Source organism: Sphingomonas sp. Root720, assembly GCF_001428605.1.
In the GTDB taxonomy this organism is placed as follows: Bacteria; Pseudomonadota; Alphaproteobacteria; order Sphingomonadales; family Sphingomonadaceae; genus Rhizorhabdus.
The window spans coordinates 561,255-578,768 of record NZ_LMID01000013.1 but is presented as its reverse complement, the minus strand read 5'-3'; the positions used below and the strand labels follow the sequence as shown (position 1 = coordinate 578,768).

The 17,514-nt window shown below is 66.0% G+C and carries 12 protein-coding genes; 4 read left to right on the top strand and 8 right to left on the bottom strand.

Annotated elements, in window-relative coordinates; genetic code table 11:
• Positions 1 to 8: 8 nt before the first annotated feature.
• The 5 genes from ASE22_RS20195 to ASE22_RS27735 all read right to left on the bottom strand — a co-directional run bounded on the left by ASE22_RS20195 (position 9) and on the right by ASE22_RS27735 (position 7,670).
• Positions 9 to 1,310, bottom strand: a complete 1,302-nt coding sequence (locus tag ASE22_RS20195; protein ID WP_056363845.1) for a spinster family MFS transporter — start codon at positions 1,308 to 1,310, stop codon at positions 9 to 11.
• Positions 1,307 to 2,467: a dipeptidase gene (locus ASE22_RS20190; RefSeq protein WP_056364182.1), complete on the bottom strand. Its 1,161-nt coding sequence runs from the start codon at positions 2,465 to 2,467 to the stop codon at positions 1,307 to 1,309. Before ASE22_RS20190 ends, ASE22_RS20195 begins: the two co-directional genes overlap by 4 nt.
• A 22-nt stretch (positions 2,468 to 2,489) precedes the next feature.
• Positions 2,490 to 4,058 (bottom strand): M20/M25/M40 family metallo-hydrolase, encoded by a 1,569-nt coding sequence (locus tag ASE22_RS20185; protein WP_056363843.1) that lies wholly within the window; start codon positions 4,056 to 4,058, stop codon positions 2,490 to 2,492.
• A gap of 68 nt (positions 4,059 to 4,126) precedes the next feature.
• The gene (locus ASE22_RS20180; RefSeq protein ID WP_235536475.1) at positions 4,127 to 6,865 is read right to left on the bottom strand and encodes a M14 family zinc carboxypeptidase; all 2,739 of its coding nucleotides are present in this window, start codon (positions 6,863 to 6,865) and stop codon (positions 4,127 to 4,129) included.
• Positions 6,866 to 7,250: 385 nt separating this feature from the next.
• The gene (locus ASE22_RS27735) at positions 7,251 to 7,670 is read right to left on the bottom strand and encodes a hypothetical protein (protein ID WP_235538180.1); all 420 of its coding nucleotides are present in this window, start codon (positions 7,668 to 7,670) and stop codon (positions 7,251 to 7,253) included.
• Between the two features lie 13 nt (positions 7,671 to 7,683).
• On the opposite strand from ASE22_RS27735, the gene ASE22_RS20175 reads away from it, so the two are divergent.
• The 4 genes from ASE22_RS20175 to ASE22_RS20160 all read left to right on the top strand — a co-directional run bounded on the left by ASE22_RS20175 (position 7,684) and on the right by ASE22_RS20160 (position 13,973).
• Complete coding sequence (locus ASE22_RS20175) at positions 7,684 to 9,744, top strand: TonB-dependent receptor (RefSeq protein WP_235537394.1); 2,061 nt, start codon at positions 7,684 to 7,686, stop codon at positions 9,742 to 9,744.
• A gap of 56 nt (positions 9,745 to 9,800) precedes the next feature.
• Positions 9,801 to 11,117 carry a metal-dependent hydrolase family protein gene (locus ASE22_RS20170; protein WP_056363837.1) on the top strand — a complete coding sequence of 439 codons (1,317 nt, stop codon included), beginning with the start codon at positions 9,801 to 9,803 and terminating at the stop codon, positions 11,115 to 11,117.
• 151 nt (positions 11,118 to 11,268) lie between these two features.
• The gene (locus tag ASE22_RS20165; RefSeq protein ID WP_056363834.1) at positions 11,269 to 11,751 is read left to right on the top strand and encodes a (2Fe-2S)-binding protein; all 483 of its coding nucleotides are present in this window, start codon (positions 11,269 to 11,271) and stop codon (positions 11,749 to 11,751) included.
• Positions 11,751 to 13,973 carry a xanthine dehydrogenase family protein molybdopterin-binding subunit gene (locus ASE22_RS20160; RefSeq protein ID WP_235536476.1) on the top strand — a complete coding sequence of 741 codons (2,223 nt, stop codon included), beginning with the start codon at positions 11,751 to 11,753 and terminating at the stop codon, positions 13,971 to 13,973. Before ASE22_RS20165 ends, ASE22_RS20160 begins: the two co-directional genes overlap by 1 nt.
• Before the next feature lie 20 nt (positions 13,974 to 13,993).
• Here the strand turns inward: ASE22_RS20160 and ASE22_RS20155 are convergent, their stop codons facing one another.
• From ASE22_RS20155 to ASE22_RS20145, 3 genes are read right to left on the bottom strand one after another with little or no spacing between them, the layout of a single operon-like run.
• Complete coding sequence (locus ASE22_RS20155; protein ID WP_056363831.1) at positions 13,994 to 14,602, bottom strand: glutathione S-transferase family protein; 609 nt, start codon at positions 14,600 to 14,602, stop codon at positions 13,994 to 13,996.
• 43 nt (positions 14,603 to 14,645) lie between these two features.
• Positions 14,646 to 15,290, bottom strand: a complete 645-nt coding sequence (locus tag ASE22_RS20150) for a 4-carboxy-4-hydroxy-2-oxoadipate aldolase/oxaloacetate decarboxylase (protein ID WP_056363829.1) — start codon at positions 15,288 to 15,290, stop codon at positions 14,646 to 14,648.
• A gap of 37 nt (positions 15,291 to 15,327) precedes the next feature.
• A complete protein-coding gene (locus ASE22_RS20145; RefSeq protein ID WP_235536477.1) occupies positions 15,328 to 17,478 on the bottom strand; it encodes a PQQ-dependent dehydrogenase, methanol/ethanol family in 2,151 nt (716 codons plus the stop codon).
• Positions 17,479 to 17,514 lie beyond the last annotated feature (36 nt).

Below are 17,514 nucleotides of genomic sequence, written 5' to 3'. Positions count from 1 at the left end.
CCCCTCGATCAGGTGATCAGCCGCCGATAAGGCTTGAGCGACAGTGCCAGCAGCACCGCACTGAGACTCGCCGCGCAGACCGTGACCACCGTGATCGAGTTGCGCACCGCCAGTTCGTTGCCGAAGCCATAATCGGTACACAGCGCGACCAGCGTGGGGCCGCAACCCATGCCGATCAGGTTGATCAGCAGCAGATAGAGCGCGGTCATCTGCCCGCGCAATCCGTTGGGCGTCACGCTTTGCAGCGCGGCCGGCGCGAGCGCTATGGACATGCTGATGCAGAAGCTGGTGAGCGCCACCAGCGCCAGCGCCGCGTAGGGCGTCGCCACCAGGCCGGCCGCCAGCGCGAAGGGAATGGCGGCGGCGGTGCCGATGATCGACAGCCAGAGATGGGCATCGCGCCGCCCGTGCGCCGCCAGCCGGTCCGCCACCACGCCCGCCAGGATCATCCCGCCCGATCCGAAGACGAGCATGATCGATCCGTAAGCGATGCCGATGTCCTTCGGGGTCCAGCCCCATAGACGGATGAAGCTGGTCGGCAGCCAGGCGGTGAAGGCGAAGGTGACGATCGCCAGCACGGCATAGCCCAGGATCGCCGGCGCATAGAAGGCGCGCCGCTCGATGAAATGGCCGAAGCCGCCTTCGCTGCCGGCCAGTTCGCGCCGGACCGGCTCGCGCACCGTGAACATCAGCGGCACGATCAGCAGGCCGGGCAGCGCCACGATGATGAAGGCGAGCTGCCAGGGCCGGAACGATCCCAGCACGGGCAGCACGACTGAGCCGGCGTCCTTGGTCGCCGCGATCACCAGGCCGCCGACGATGAAGGCCAGGCCGGACCCCAGATAGACGCCCAGCGAATAGAGGCCCATCGCCCGTCCCCGCCGTTCGGGCTGGAAATAGTCGGCAAGCATCGAATAAGCGGCCGGCGACAGGCTGGCCTCGCCCACGCCGACGACCATGCGGGCGAGGAACAGCGTGCCGAGGCTGCCCGCGAAACCGCAGGCGGCGGTGGCGACGCACCAGATGGCGATACCGACGATGATCAGCGAGCGGCGGTTGCGGCGATCGGCGAGCCGGCCGAGGACCAGACCCACCAGCGTGTAGAAGATGGCGAAGGCGAAGCCGTGGAGCAGGCTGATCTGGGTATCGGTCAGTTGCAGGTCGCGCTTCACGGGCTCGACCATCAGGCTCAGTATCTGCCGATCGACATAGGACAGGGTGTAGGCGAGCAGCAGGATGCCGGTGACATAATAGCCATAAGCGGCGCGCGGCCATGGCCGGCCGGCCGAGGCCGCGCTTTCGGCGGTCATGCCGGCCAGACTTCCCGGAACAGCCGGTCGAAATTGCCGCCAATCACCTTTTCGATCACGCGCGGCGGATATTTGGCGCGGTCCATCTCCGCGGCGATGATCTCCATGCGGCGCGCGCTGTTGAGATCCGGCACGGCGACGGGGCTGTCGGCCTCGCCGGGCGCGCCGATGCCGGCCTTCTGCCGCGCCTCCGCCGTCTTGCGCACGATATCCATATAGGCGGGCGAGATATCGACGGGCGTGATGCTCTGATCGCTGCCGATGCCGACATGATCCTCCCCGCACACGTCCAGCGCATGGCGCAGGTGGCGGACGAACAGCGCACGCGATGCCGCGACCGGATCGCGGCCGAGGAAGGGCATGAGGTAGATACCCACGACGCCGCCCTTTTCCGCCACGGCACGGAGCACCGTATCGGGCTGGTTGCGCTGGCTGGGGAAGACGGCGCGCGATCCGGTGTGGGAGCAGGTGATCGGCCGGGTCGAGGCGGCCACCGCGTCCAGCGCGGTTTGCGGATTGGCATGACCGGTATCGACCAGGATACCGCGGGCGTTCATCTTCGCGATCGCTTGCCGGCCCAGCTGCGAGAGCCCCTCGCTGTCGGGCAGCGAGCTGCCCGAACCGAGCGCGTTGCGGTCGTTATAGGTGAGCTGCATGATCTTCACCCACAGCCCGTCGAACATGTCGATCAGGCTCAGATCCTCGCCGATCATCCCCATGCCCTGGAAGCCGAAGATGATTCCCAGCTTCTTCTCTGCCTTGGCAGCGGCAATGTCCGAATGGCGCTTCACCAGCCGGAAGACATCGGGGTGATCGTCGATATGCTGCAGCCAGGCCGCGATCTCGTGCAGCGTGTTGGCCAGGTTCCCGGGCTTTCCGACCGTCAGGTTGATCGCCGTGATGCCCGACGCGCGGACATTGTCCAGCTTCTGCTGGGTCATCTCGCCCGGTGTCGGGAAGGGCACGTTCCAGCTGTCCGGCGAGGCAAGCGCGTCGATCACGATCGCCTTGTCGTAAAGCGCCCGGATTGCCGGCGAGGTGGCCGCTTCGGCAGCCGGGGCCGCCCTCGCGATCCCGCCAGCCAGCGCGCCGAGCGCGAGCCCGGTGGCCCCCAGTGCGAACCCGCGCCGATCGAGGGTGAAGCGATCTTCCGTCATGTCCATTCCTTCGCGATCGAGATCAGCGCACATCCGCCACGGCGTGGACCAGATCGACGTAGAATTTCTCCGCGTCGGCGATACCCGCGAGCTTCGATCCCGGCTTGGGATCGATCACGATGAATTCGTTGGGCGCATGGGCGCCGGTGCCATAGCCGATCCCGGCCGATACGATCGGCAGCTTCAATATGTCGGTGAACACATAATAAGGCGCGCTGCCGGCCAGCCGCGGCATCACGTCCGGAGTGATGCCATATTTGCGGTACGTGCCGATCGTCGCCTGCACCAGCGCGGCCTTCACCGAGGATTGTGCCGGCGGATAACCGGACAGGCGCGTCAGCTTGATGTCGGTAAAGCCCTTCGCGTCCAGATGGGCGCGGATCAGCCGTTCGGACTCGTCGGGCGTCTGGTTCGGCACCAGCCGCGAATCCAGCTTGGCGGTGAACTTGTGCGGCAGGATCGTCTTGGTGCCCTCGCCCGAATAGCCGCCCCAGATGCCGTCGATGTTCAGCGTCGTATCGAACAGATATTCGGTGATGGCGGCGCGGCCGCTGAGGCCGTCGATCCACTTGTCGACGCCCAGCGACTTGCGCAGCTCCGGCTCGCGCGCGGTCCAGCCGGGCAGGACGCCGTTGATCAGCTCCTGCTCTTCCTGGGTAGGCTGGCGGATCGAATCATAATAGCCGGACACGACGATCGTGTTGCCGTCCGGGCTCGTCAGGCTGGCCAGCGCCTGGGCGAGCCGCCAGCCCGGCGCATCGACGATCGCCTTGAACGAGCTGTGGACCTCCGCGTCCTTGGGGCCGCCCTGCGGGCCGCCCTGAGCCTCCAGCTCGAAATAGATGTTGCCCTTCACCCCGAGCGTCATCTGCACGCCACCCGACGGCGCCTGGCTCATCATCGGGAAGATGACCCCGCCATTGGCCCGTTTCAGCCGATCGGCATATTTGGCGATCAGATCGGGATAATGGGGCGAGCCCAGCTCCTCCTCGCCCTCGGCCAGCAGCATGATGTTGACCGGCAGCTTCTTCTCGGTCGCGATGATCGCCTGCAGCGCGTTGAGGAAGATGCGCTGAGGCCCCTTCTGGTTGGTGGCGCCCCGCGCCATCAGCACGCGGCCGAGCGGATGATCCTCCACGATCGTACCCGCGAAGGCATCGACCTTCCACCCGGTCGGCTCGATCGGCTGGACGTCGTACATCATGTAGACGGCGATGGTGGTCTTCGCGCCGGCGTCATAATAGCCCCAGACGCCGGGATGGCGCTTGGTCGGCACCAGCTCGGCTTCCTTGAAGCCCAGCGCCTTGAGGTCGTCGCGGAGCATCTCGGCCATCTGGACGACGCCGTCATTCTGCGCGCTGATCGACCGCTGGCGCACCCAGCGCTGGACGTTGGCGACGTCCCGATCCTTGTTGGCGTCGATATAAGCGTAGGCGGCGGCGTGCCTGCCCTTGTACGGCGCGACCTTCGATGCGTCGTAGGCGACGTCGGTCGTGAACGGGAAGCTGGGGCGCTTCGGTTCGGTCTGTGCGACGGCGGCCGTCATCGACAGCGCCGAGAGGACGAGGGCGAGAGCGGTGGTGCGGATCATCGATGGTTCCCCTGAAATGCGGCGAGCTTCGCGGGTGGAGGCAGCCCCCGTCCACCCGCAAAGGCTCTTTACGGTGTGGTCGTGGGCCCGGGCCCCGGCGGCGTCACGTCGGTCAGGCCGAGCTGGTTCCAGTTGAGGACGGCGTTGTAGAGCATCCGGAACTCGCCCCAATTCTGCCAGCGCCAGATCGGGTTGGTGGCGAACATCAGCACGCGACCCTGGCCGTCCGGCGCGTTGATGATCGCGGGGCGATCCTTCACCTGATCGGAGCCGCGCATGAAGCCGCTCATCACACCGTCCTTGCCGCCAGGAAACTGCATCAGCACCCGGTCCTTCAGCCGCTCCGGCACGGTATAGAGGGCGTTGGACGCCCAGCGCACCGGCATCGTCTTCTCGTCGTAACCGTAGAAGATCGGGCTGGCGGGCTTGAGCACCTTGGCGGTGACGATCGGGCCGGGCGCATAGAAATTGCCGGTCGTCCGCGCCACGGTCACGTCGTCGGCGATGCCGAACTCGACCGGTACGGCGCTCGCGTCGCCGGTCGTGATCAGCGTGCCGCCGGCCTCGACGAATTTGCGCAACTCCACCAGGCCTTCGAGGCCCATGCCGCCGCGCGTATCCTCCGTGGAGCCGAAATCGCCCGAGAATCTGTACTTGTCGGTCTTTGTATAGGGCAGCGGCTTGCCCTTCATCGGCACGTCGAACACGATATCCTTGGTCGACCGCCCCTGGGTCGGCAGGATGATGACGTCATATTTGTCGCGCAGATTGCCGGCGCGGACCTGTTCCTTGAAGATCAGGTCATAGGGCATTTCCTGCTGGTCGAACGCATAGCGCACCCAGCCGACCTTCTCGCTGGAACCCCAGGTGCTGAACAGGGCGGTGCGGGGCAGCGTGCTGTCATGCGCGACGGCACCGGGATCGCGGGAGACGGCGATCGCTTCCAGCCCCAGTTGCTCCACCGCCGGTTTCAGCGTCGCATAGGCAGCGCCGTCCACCAGGAAGGAGCCGGCCGGCACCGTCTTGCCGCCGGTGGTGAACGGCTTCTCGACGATCTTCACCGCCGCATCCTTCAGGCGGAAGCGCAGCGTCGCCATGGCGACCGCGCCATGATCCAGCACCGCATAGCTGCGCGCTCCCGAAGCCGCGATCCGGCCCCTCGGCGCGAAGCGGTCCAGCGGCGTCACCGGCACGTCCAGTGCCGCCTTGTCGGCGATCTCGACGATGTTCGTCTGGGTCATCATGCCCATCGTCCACGCGGCATCGTCGTAGGTGGTGAGATTTTCGTCCGGATAGTCGTCCTGCTTCTTCAGCAGCATCTTGGCGAGGCGGCCATAGGGCTGGTTCAGCTTGATGATCAGCGAGCCGGCCGGATAGCTGCCCTCCTTCACCTTCACCGGCTGGGTCGCGCGGCCGATCTCGATCCCCTGCAGCTGCAGGATATTGGAGACGAAGGCGATGCGGGTCGGGTCCGCCTGGTCGGATGGGATGATGTAGGCATAGGGCGCCTTGGTCTGGCCCGCCTCGATCGCGTTGGAGCTCTTCTTGTAGAAATTCTCCAGGATGGTCGTGGGAAAGCGCGCCGCGAGATCGAGCGCGGTCAGCACGCCCGTCTCCATGTAATTGGTGTTGTTGCGCATCGACCAGACGACCTCCTTGTAGGGAGGCAGGGGTCGGAACCAATCCCGCTTGGTCCAGTCGCCGCCGCGCACGCCGCTCTGCACTTCGGGGGCGACATGGCGCAGCATGGTGGTGGCGCCGGCATTGCCGAACGTCTCGTACATGCGCAGCATGCCGTTGTGGTTGGACGACATGAAGGCGAGATAGCCAGGCGTCCAGGCATCGACGAAGCCGTGCGTCCACACGCCCGGCATGCCGTATTTCGTCATCTGCGCCATCTCGAAATTCGCGAACCAGGGCAACTCGCCGAACAGGATCGGGTCCAGATCGGGGTTCTGCGGCGCCTGGCCGCTATAGGTATACATGAACGGCACGGATTCATGCAGTTCGTGCATGATCGGCGGATGCCAATCGAGATAATATTTGATCAGATGACGCGCGCTGACGTCGGAATAATTGATGTCGCGATTATTGTCGTGATAAATGTATTTGCCCCAGTAAGGCGGGCCGCCGGGCTTGTTGCGGTCGTCCTTTTCGTCGATCAGGTTGCGATAATACCAGTCGACGTAGCGATCGCGGCCGTCCGCCTCCAGCACGGGCGTGATCGCGACGACGAGATTGTCGCGGATGCCCTGGATCATCGGGCTGTCCTCGGTCAGCAACCGATAGCTCAATTCCATCAGCATTTCGGGCGGGCCGGTCTCGGCGCTGTGGAGGCCGCCGGAGATATGGTAGATCGGTTTGGTCGCCGCGATCACCGCCGGCGCGTCGGCGGCGCTGAGCTTGCGGGGATCGGCCAGCAGCGCCAGATTCTTCTTGTAGCTGTCGAGCTTGGCCAGATTCTCCTCGGAGGAGATCATGACCACGAGATTCTCGCGGCCTTCCTCGCTCTTGCCGATCTCGATGATCTTCACGCGGGGCGATTTCGCCGCCAGGGCGCGATAATAGGCAATGATCTGGTCGTAATAATGCAGCACGTTGGGCGCACCGACATGGTTGCCCAGGATCGCCTTCGGCGAGGGAATGGTCGTCGAGGCCGGAAGATGATCGACCAGGGGGCTCATGAACTCCGGCTTGGTCGTCCACTCCTTCACCGTCTTGGCATAGTCCGGATCCATCGTCTGCGCCGACGCGGTTCCGCACAGCAACATCGCGATCGCCGCGCTCAGCACCTGTTTTCTCGCCACCCTATAGTCCCTTTGCTCTTTCCGGCGGTATCCGGCCCCGGCGTCCGATACGCCGTTCGATCAACCTGTTGCCCGAACCGGACTCGGCTATCCCCTTGCAGGACATATGCTTCCCGGAAATCGGATCGTTCCCGTTTCCCGGCCGGAGTGCAACACCCTTTGCTCGCGGCGTCGAGCCAGCGGCACCGGGATCGACGCACATGGCGTGCATTTTTGCGGAGCGGTACGCCAGCCGCCGCATGACGCAAGCGCGAAGGCCGGGCCGTTTGCACGTTGATTGCGCACAAGGGCGGAGAAATAAAATTTAGCCGCGTTTGCAGAGGCATCGACGGGTGATTTATATTGACGCTATGCAGCCGCTGTTACAGGCTGAACGCGCAAAGGACTACCGCATCCGCAAAATGGCAGACCATTTTTTTGGCGTCGACATAGGGGCGACGATAAAATGTCGCTGTTTTGCTGAAGGGGAATCGAAACAGCTTGCGTCGTGATGATGGGCGGATAATCGCTGGATCATGGCGATACCGCCGACCGAAATGGGGCGGCATGGCAATGTGTTGCCGCTTACGAACGAAACAGGGAGAAAAATAATGGGTCTCGAATCTCGATCGATGAAAATTGCGCACAAGCGCCTCAGGCTGCTGACGGCGACGGCAATGTTGGGAATCAGCAGCGCCGCTCTTGCCCAGCAGGCGACAGGACCGGCCGAGACCGGCAGTGACGAGATCATCGTGACCGCGCTCAAGCGCAGCACGAATCTGCAGGACACGCCGATTTCGATTTCCGCCGTCACGGGCGAATCCATCGCGAATTCGGGCGTGCAAAGCATCGCCGACCTCAATTCCTCGATCCCCAGCCTGACCTTCGAGGACGGTGGCCCGTCGAACCGCCGCGTCGTCATTCGCGGCATCCGCGCCGCTGGCGAACCGACGGTCGGCACCTATTATGACGAGACCCCCGTCACCGGCTCGATCGGCGCGGGCAACGATTCCGGCGGTTCGACCCCGGAATTGCGGCTGTTCGACGTCGAGCGGGTCGAAGTACTGCGCGGCCCGCAGGGCACGCTCTACGGATCGGGATCGATGGGCGGCACGCTGCGCGTCATCTACCAGAAGCCCACCTTCACCAGCGAAGGCGCGGTCGACGTGAGCCTGTCCGACACGCGTGACGGCGGTCTGAACTACGAAGGCAATGCGATGGTCAATGTGCCCATCGTGGAGGACAAGATCGCAGTGCGCGCCGTCGGATTCTACCGCAACGCCAACGGTTATGTCGACAACACGACGCTGAACATCAAGAACATCAACGACAATAAGAGCTATGGCGGCCGCTTCCTGGTGCGCCTCCAGCCGACCGAGGCGCTGACGATCGACGCGGCGGCCTACATCAACCGCACCCGGACCGATACCAACGCCTGGACGCTCACGTCCGGCAAATATAATTCGGACGCGCTGACCCGCCAGCCGGTGCGCGACGACCTCGAACTCTACAGCCTCACTGCCAATTATGATTTCGGCGGCGTCGTCTTGACGGGCGTGGTCTCCTATCTCGATCGCGATCTCGATACCGTGTCGGACGTGTCGCGCTTCATCCGCTCGACCCGCACGGCGGCGGGCTGCGCGGCCCGCGTCAGCGCTGGCCAGCCCTGTTCGTCGACCCAGCTCACCGATTATTATGCGCTGGTCGACTCGCAGTCGACCTCGGCCCTCTTCCCGCAGCAGACCATGAAGAGCTGGACCGCCGAACTTCGCCTCAGCTCGGACGGCAGCGGCCCGCTGAACTGGACGGTCGGCGGTTTCTACTCGGATCGCGACACGTCGGTCGCCAATCCGCAGAGCAATGCCGATCCCGTCACCGGCGCGATCATCGAGCCGCAGCAGATCGCCACGGTGCGCTTCATCGACGACAGCCTGCGGCAGGTCGCCGCCTTCGGCGAATTCTCCTACGACGTCACCGATCGGCTCAACCTGACGGTCGGCGGCCGCTATTTCCGCTACGACAAGGACATCAGCGGACAGACGACGATCGGATCGATCCTGGTGGGCGCGGTCGTTCGGCCGCTCTCCTTCGTCAAGTCGGATGAGGACGGCACGGCGTTCAAGTTCAACGGATCCTACAAGATCACCGACGACGTGCTGTTCTACGCCGAAGCGGCGCAGGGCTTCCGCCCCGGCGGCGCCAACCAGGTCATCGGCCTGGCGCAGGAACTGACCCCCTACAAGTCCGACAGCCTCTGGAACTACGAAGTCGGCCTGAAGAACACGCTGTTCGACCGCCGGCTGTTCCTGAACGTCGATGTCTTCCAGATCGACTGGAGCGACATGCAGATCACGGGGCGCACGCCGAACGGTGCCTTCTCGTTCATCACCAACGCCGGCAAGGCCCGCGTCCGCGGCGCTGAGCTGGAAGCCACCATTCGCCCGGCGGCCGGCTTCACGATCACCGGCAACGCGTCCTACATCGACGCCAAGCTGCGCGAGAACCAGGCCAACGCGAACGTCAGCGCACCCGGCCTGAAGGGCGACCGGATTCCGTATGTGCCGAAATTCTCGGCCGGCATCGGTGCGCAATATGTCTGGGCGCTGACGGACAATCTGTCCGGTCTTGCCCGCATCGACGGCAACACCGTCGGCGGCTCTTACTCGGACTTCCGGCCTACCGGTACGTTCACCCGCAAGGTCGACTCCTATCAGCTCGTGAACGCGCGCCTCGGCGTCGAGGGGCCGGACAGTGCGTGGGGCGCCTATCTGTTCGTCACCAACCTGTTGGACGACACGGCGATCACCCGTGCCACATCCAGCGCGATCGCGGTCGGACGGACCCTGGTGAACAGCGCAACACCCCGTACCATCGGCGTCAATCTTCGTACCAAGTTCTGATCCCGGCACGGCGGCGTCTCCAAAGACGCCGCCGTCGCTCTTTTTCCGGAGTTTCCATGGCTGGCTTCCTTTCCTCCCGGCTGCTGCGCGTCGCGGTGCTGGCTTTGTGCGCGACATCGACCGCGGCGCTCGCGCGCGACGTGGTGGTCCATGCCGGCCACCTGATCGACGGCGTTACCGCCAAGCCGCGCGACAAGGTTTCCATCCTGATCCACGACGACCGGATCACGGGCGTGCAAGACGGGTTCGTGACGCCGACGGGCGCCGAGGTGGTCGACCTGTCGTCGGCGACGGTGTTGCCGGGCCTGATCGACATGCACGACCACATCACGGGCCAATATACGGGCAAGAACCCGATCGCCGAGCGCTTCACCACCAACAATCTCGATACGGCCTATGCCTCGGTCGCCTATGTGAAGCGCACCCTGGATGCCGGCTTCACCTCGGTACGGGACGTCGGCGGCGACACCGATGTCGTTGTCGCGCTGAAGCGCGCGATCAAGAGCGGCGAGATCCCCGGTCCGCGCCTGTGGGTCGCGGGCTATCCGCTCGGCCCCAGCGGTGGCCATGGCGATCCGCGCAACGGCATCCGCACCGACTTGGACGTGCACAGCGAGAACAAGGTCGTCGACGGTCCGGAGGATGCCGTGCGCATCGTGCGTCAGATGCACCGCGACGGCGTGGACCTGATCAAGATCATGCCCAGCGGCGGCGTGCTCAGCATCGGCGACGATCCCAATGTCACGTTGATGAGCGATGCCGAGATCAAGGCGATCGTCGATACCGCCCATAATCTGGGCATGCGCGTCGCTGCCCATGCCCATGGCCAGAACGCCATCGTGCGCGCCTCGGCGCTGGGCGTCGATTCGATCGAGCATGGTTCGTTCGGCGATGCCGCTGCCTATAAGGTGATGGTCGAGCACGGTACCTGGCTCGTGCCGACGCTGCTGGTGGCGGATACGGTGGTTAAGGTCGCCAAGGCGCATCCGGAGTCGCTGCCGCCATCGTCGGCGAAGAAGGCGCTCGAGGTCGGCCCGATCACGATCAAGAATCTCGGCGCGGCCTATAAGGCCGGCGTGAAGATCGCCTTCGGGACCGATCAGGGGATGGCGCCGCACGGCACCAACGGCAAGGAGTTCGCGCTGATGGTCGCCGCCGGCATGCCTCCGCTGGAAACGATCCGCGCGGCGACGGTCAACGCCGCCGAACTGCTGGGCGCCAAGGCCGATGTCGGCTCCGTCCAGGCGGGGCGCTACGCCGATATCATCGCGGTATCGGGCGATCCGTTGTCCGACGTCACCGAACTGGAGCGCGTGCGCTTCGTGATGAAGGGCGGCAATGTGGTGAAGCCCTGGGCCGTGGCCGCACAATAAGGCGCAGCTGTCTCCTTCTGCCGCCTTGACCGCCTCGCTCCGTCATGGGCGTGGCGGTCAAGGCCGGCCGGGCGCGCAAAGCCGATACTAGCCAACGGGTGCTGGAGCGTATAGCCTATAGTCCGTTTTATTGGCCTTTGCGGAGTCGTTCATGGCTGACGCCATTACCCTCTCGATCAATGGAAGCACCCGTCAGGTGGCCGTCGAGGAGGAGATGCCGCTGCTGTGGGTGCTGCGCGACGAGCTCCGGCTCAAGGGCACCAAATTCGGTTGTGGAGCAGGGCTGTGCGGCGCCTGCACGGTGCATGTGGACGGCGTGGCCGTCCGCTCCTGTATCACACCGGTCGGAACCATCGGCGGCAGCCAAGTGCGCACGATCGAGGCCATCGCCTCCGATCCGGTCGGCCGAAGCGTCCAGGCGGCGTGGCAGGAGATCGACGTCCCGCAATGTGGCTATTGCCAGACGGGCCAGATCATGGCGGCCACCGCTCTGCTGACATCCACTCCCACGCCGACCGATGCCGACATCGACAGCGCGATGGCGGGCAACGCCTGCCGCTGCGCGACCTATTCGCGCATCCGGGCGGCCATCAAGCGTGCCGGCGGTCTCGCCGTCGAAGACCGGAGGGCATGATGATCGAAATGCTGGAGCAGACCGACCGCCGCGCTTTCCTGAAGATCGGTGCCGCGCTCGGCGGCGGTCTGATGCTGGGCCTGATGAGCCCGGCCGCCGCCGCGGTGCGCGCCGCGACCGAGGCCGGGGCGGAATTGAACGGCTATGTCCGTATCGCGCCCGACGGCATCGCGACGATCATGGCCAAGAATCCGGAGATCGGCCAGGGGATCAAGACAATGCTGCCGATGCTGATCGCAGAGGAGCTGGACATCGCCTGGAAGGATGTTCGCGTCGAACAGGCCGATGCCGACGCGCGGCGGTTCGGCCAGCAGATCGCAGGGGGAAGCTATGCGACGCCGCTGCACTGGGACCCTCTGCGCCGGGTCGGCGCGGCGGCCCGGCAGATGCTGATCGCGGCGGCTGCCCAGCGGTGGCAATGCCCGATAGCCGAGTGCACGACCGAAGCCGGTGTCGTGATGCACGCGGCGAGCGGCCGGAAGCTGGGCTATGGCGCGCTGGCGGGGCTCGCCGCGACGATGCCGGTGCCCGACCTGGCCAGCGTCCCGCTCAAGCCCGAAGCCGACTATCGCATCATCGGCAAGCCCACGCCCCAGGTCGACATCGGGGCGATCGTCGCGGGAAAGATGCAGTTCGGCATCGACGTCGACGTGCCCGGCATGGCCTATGCCGTCTTCGCCAAATGCCCGGTGCCGGGAGGCAAGCTGGTCAAGGCCAATCTCGACGAACTCGCCCGCGAGAAGGGCGTGATCGCGGCCTTCGCGGTGGACGGCAGCACCGATGCGCCGGCGGGCGGGCTGGTCAGCGGGGTCGCGATCGTCGCGGACAGTTGGTGGCGCGCGGAAAAAGCCCGCGCGAAGCTGAAGGCCGAATGGGATGGCGGCGCGATCGCGACCCATTCCAGCGCCTATTTCGCCGAGGAGGCGGCACGGTTGTTCGCGCAACCGGCGACGACCGTCATCCGCAACGATGGCGACGTCGCCAAGGCGATGGCCGAGGCGGCCAGGACGGTCGAAGCCGATTATTTCTACCCCTTCATCAGCCATGCGACGCTGGAACCGCAAAATTGCACGGCCTCCGTCACTGGCGACAAGGTCGAGGTCTGGGCACCGACCCAGGCGCCGGCTCGCGGCATCGCGCTCATCGCCGAGACGCTCGGCGTCCCGGAGGCCAACGTCACGGTCCACCTGATCCGCTGCGGCGGCGGCTTCGGGCGCCGGCTGATCGCCGATCCGATGGTGGAAGCCGCCTATATCGCGAGGAAGGCCGGCCGGCCGGTCAAGCTGCTATGGTCGCGCAAGGACGACATGCAGCATGACTTCTACCGCCCGGCCGGATTCCACCGAATGAAGGGCGGTCTCGATGCGTTGGGCAGGCTGGTCGCGCTTCACGATCATTTCGTCACCTTCGGCGCCGGCGGGAGGGTCGCGCGGTCGGCGGACTTGCCCGCGACGGAGATCCCCGCGCAACTCGTCCCGCATTGCCTCTACGAAAGCTCGCTGATCGAATGCGGCATACCGACCGGGCCGCTGCGGGCGCCGGGATCGAATGCGATCGCCTTCGTCTTCCAGTCCTTCATGGACGAACTGGCGCACGCCGCGGGCAAGGACCCCTATCAGTTCCAGCTCGACATGCTCGCGGAGCCGCGCCTGCTCCCCACCGGGCGCAGCCTGCGCCCCGGCTCCGCCGAGAAGGTCAACTTCGATACGAAGCGGATGGCCGACGTTCTGCGCAAGGCGGCCGCGATGTCGGGCTGGGGCAAGCGCAGCCTTCCCAAGCGCACCGGCATGGGGGTCGCCTGCTATTTCAGCCATCTCGGCTATTTCGCCGAGGTCGCGCTGGTTGCCGTTGCGAAGGACGGCACGCCCAGCGTCAAGCAGGTCTGGGTGGCGGCAGATGTCGGGCGCCACATCATCAACCCTTCCATGGCGGTGAATCAGGTGCAGGGCAGCGTCATCGACGGCATAGGCTCGGCGCTGTTCCAGCAGATCACGATCGAGAATGGCGGCGCGGTACAAGCCAATTTCGACGACCATGATCTGATCCGCATAGACCGGGCCCCGATCGTCGAGGTCGAATTCCTGAAGACCGATTTCCCGCCCACGGGCCTCGGCGAGCCCGCCTTGCCGCCGGCCATCCCAGCGGTGTGCAACGCGATCCACGCCGCAACCGGCAAGCGGATCCGCTCGCTGCCGATCGACACCGCGCTGCTCAGGGCCTGATCAGGGCCTGAGCGGGGCGCTCAGGCCCCGGCGGCGAAGGCGGTGTCGATCGCCGAGCGACGGGCGGAAAATGTCGCATGCGCCTGTCGCAGGCCAGCCCGGCCCGCGCGCCAGTCGATCTCGGGAAAGCGGAAGTCGAGATAGGAGAGCAGGATGCCGGTGGCGACGTCGCCGATGTCGAAGCCTTCCCGCGAGGCGGCTTCCCCTTCGAACCGGTCGAGCGTCGCGATGAGCCGGCTTTCGTAGACGCCCTGCTGCCTGGCCGACTGGCAGCCCTCGGGCCGCCGCAGGTCGGCGCGCCACAGCAGCAACATATCGAGCATCCCGTCGGCCATCGCCTGACGCGAAAGGGCGCGCCAGCGCTCGGCGCCAGCGCGCGGGATCAGGCCGCCCTGGCCGAGATCGTCGAAATACTCGCAGATGGTCGGCGAGCCCGCGATCACGAGCCCGTCGTCGGTCACCAGCGTGGGCAGCTTCGCGATCGGCGTGGCACGGTTGAGCCCGGCGTGCGGACCGGGGCCGGGGATGGGGACGTCGATCAGCTCGAGCCTGTCGAACAGGCCGCATTCGTGCGCCACCATCGCCGCCTTGCGCGCGAAGGGAGAGCGCGACGACCAGAACATCCTCATCCGCGTGGGCCCGTCAGGAGGGGTCTCGTCGAGCGGCGCGCCATCATCGCGCGTCCTCGCCGAAGCCGTAGATGTCCAGCGTCCGCTCGCCCGAGCGGATCCGCGCGATCTTCGCCGCCTCGTCCTCCTCCCGGCGCAACCCCGCCTGCACCGCTTCGGCGGCCTGCGCCGCCGGCAGCACGACGACGCCGTCGCGGTCGCCGACGACCAGATCGCCCGGATGGATCACGACATTGCCGATGGCGAGCGGCTGTTGGAGCCGCGAGGGCACGTCGAAGCCCTTGATCGTGCCGCGAATGCAGACACCGTTGGAAAAGATCGGGAAACCCGCCTCCGCCAGCCCCGCCGTGTCGCGGACGCCGCCGTCGATCACGAGCCCGCCGAGGCCGCGCTGTTCCGCTGCCGCGTTCATCACGTCGCCCCAATAGCCGGCCTCGACGCCGTCGCTGGTGCCGACGACCAGGATGTCGCCCGGCCGCGCCTGGTAGATCGCCCGATGGATCCAAAGATTGTCGAAGGCGGGAACGACGACCGTGAAGGCCGGCCCGGCCAGTCGCATCGCCGGGTCCACCGGCTTGATCGCCGAGGGAAGCGCGCCGATCCGCCCTGCCGCCTCGTGCAGCGTCGCGGCGCCCAGGCGCCCGGCCAGCTCGAGCAGGCCGGGGTCGAAGGGGGGGATGTCGTTCACGGTCGAGGGGTCTCCATCTCGCGAGGCATGGTCATGGTCATTGTTCCTGTACGACCGCCTGGCTCGATCGCCGGCTGCCGCTCTGCTTGGCGCCGGGAGCCTCGCCATTCTTGAGCCGGGTCGCTTCCGAGGAGACATAGGCGCGGAGCTGCTCGACCTGCTCGGGCTTCAGATACTTCGACCAGCCGATCATGCCGGACGCTTCCAGCGCCCCATCCCATATCACGGCGTGCCAGGCCTCCTTGTCGGTCAGAAAGGCCGAGCGGCGGAGGTCGGGGATGACGTTTGAGGAAACCGCATCGGGCCCGTGGCAGCGGTAGCAATAGTTGCGATACGCCGCGTTGCCGAGATTCACCGCTTCCCGGGAGAAGCGCTCGGGAGCGGGATTGGCGGGCGGGGCCGGGGCGGGCTCCCTGGGGAGCGTGGCCGTACCGTCGAGGCGGAAGGCCACCATCCGTCCCGGCTGGCGCATCCGGGCCTCCGCACCCCCGGTCATCGCGCCCGCTCCCGCGCCGGTCGAGATGGCGACATATTGGACGCCGCCGACGCTGTAGGTGACCGCCGCCGCCTGGATGCCGTTGGGGGTCGGCCAGCTCCACAGCTGGCGGCCGTCGTCCGCGCGCAGGGCTACGAACTCGCCGATCACCGTGCCGCGGCCCTGGAACAGCAGGCCGCCCGCCGTCGCGAGGACACCGCCGCCGCGATAGGGGACGCGCCATGCCTCGCGCTGCTTCACCGGGTCCCAGGCAAGCAGGTAGCTGGCGCCAGCACCATGCTGGCTGATGACGCCATGGTTGAACGGCCCCATCGCCACCGGCTTGAAATCGGGATTGGTCTTTAGCAACGACTGGTTCTCCGCCACCGGCAGATAGACCAGGCCGGTCTTCGGGCTGAACGCCATGGCGTGCCAGTTGTGCGATCCCGCCGTGCCCGGCTTCGCGAGAAACGGCCCTTCGGTATAGCGCGCATTGGCCGGCTCGACCGGGCGGCCGGTGGCGATGTCGATGCGGCTCGCCCAGGTCGTCGGCACGGTCGGCGCGGCGGAGATGGGTTTGCCCGTCTGCCGGTCGATGACGTAGAAGAAGCCGTTCTTGGGCGCGTGCATCAGCACCTTGCGCCGGCGCCCCTCGATGTCGAGATCGGCGAGGATCATCGGCTGGGTCGAGTTGTAGTCCCAGGCTTCCTGCGGGTTCTCCTGATAGTGCCAGACATATTTGCCGGTGTCGGCGTCGAGCGCGACCACCGAGCAGAGGAACAGGTTGTCGCCCTTTCCGGCGGTGCGATACTTCGGATTCCAGGGCGATCCGTTGCCGGTGCCGATGTAGAGCCGGTTGAGATCCGGATCGTACATGATCGTCTGCCAGGCGGTCCCGCCACCGCCATATTTCGCATAATCCCCCGACCAGGTCGGGCGGACCAGCTTTTCCATGATGTCGTCGGATGCGGCGCCGTCCGCTCCCTTCGCCGGATCGCCGGGGACCAGGTAGAAGCGCCAGGCCAGCTTGCCGGTCGCCGCGTCATAGGCACCGACATAGCCGCGCACGCCGAAATCCGCCCCCGCATTGCCGATGATCACCTTGTCCCGGATGACCCTCGGCGCGCCGGTGATGGTCTGCATGCTGTTCGGATCGACCGTCATCGTGCTCCACACGACCTTGCCGGTGCGCGCGTCGAGCGCGATCAGCCGCCCGTCGAGCGCGCCGACGAAGACCTTGCCCTTGTAGACCGCGACGCCGCGGTTGACGACGTCGCAGCACGCCTTGGCGCCGTCCGCGCCCGAAACCCCGGGATCGTAGAACCAGAGCTGGCGGCCGGTGGCGGCGTCGAGCGCATAGACCTTGCTCCACGAGGTGCTGACGTACATGACGCCGTCCACCACGATCGGCTCGCCCTCCTGGCCACGGGTGGTATCATATTCGAAGTACCAGGCGGGCTTCAGCTGGCCGACATTGGAGAGATTGATCTGGTCGAGCTGCGAGTAGCGCTCGCCGCCGAAGCTACCGCCGTTGAGCAGCCAGTTCTGCGGTTCGCTCGAGGCGGCCAGCATGCGTGCGTCGTCGATGTCGCCCGCGGGCCGTAGTGCCGAATCCGGTTTTGCCGCGCCTTCGCCGGCGAACGGTTGTCCCGCCAGAAGCATGGCTGCGACGGCGATGCCCACGATGCCCGCCCTGCCGGTGGAACGCCTCAAAGATGCTCTCCCTAGTCCTTATAGGTCATAAAGCTA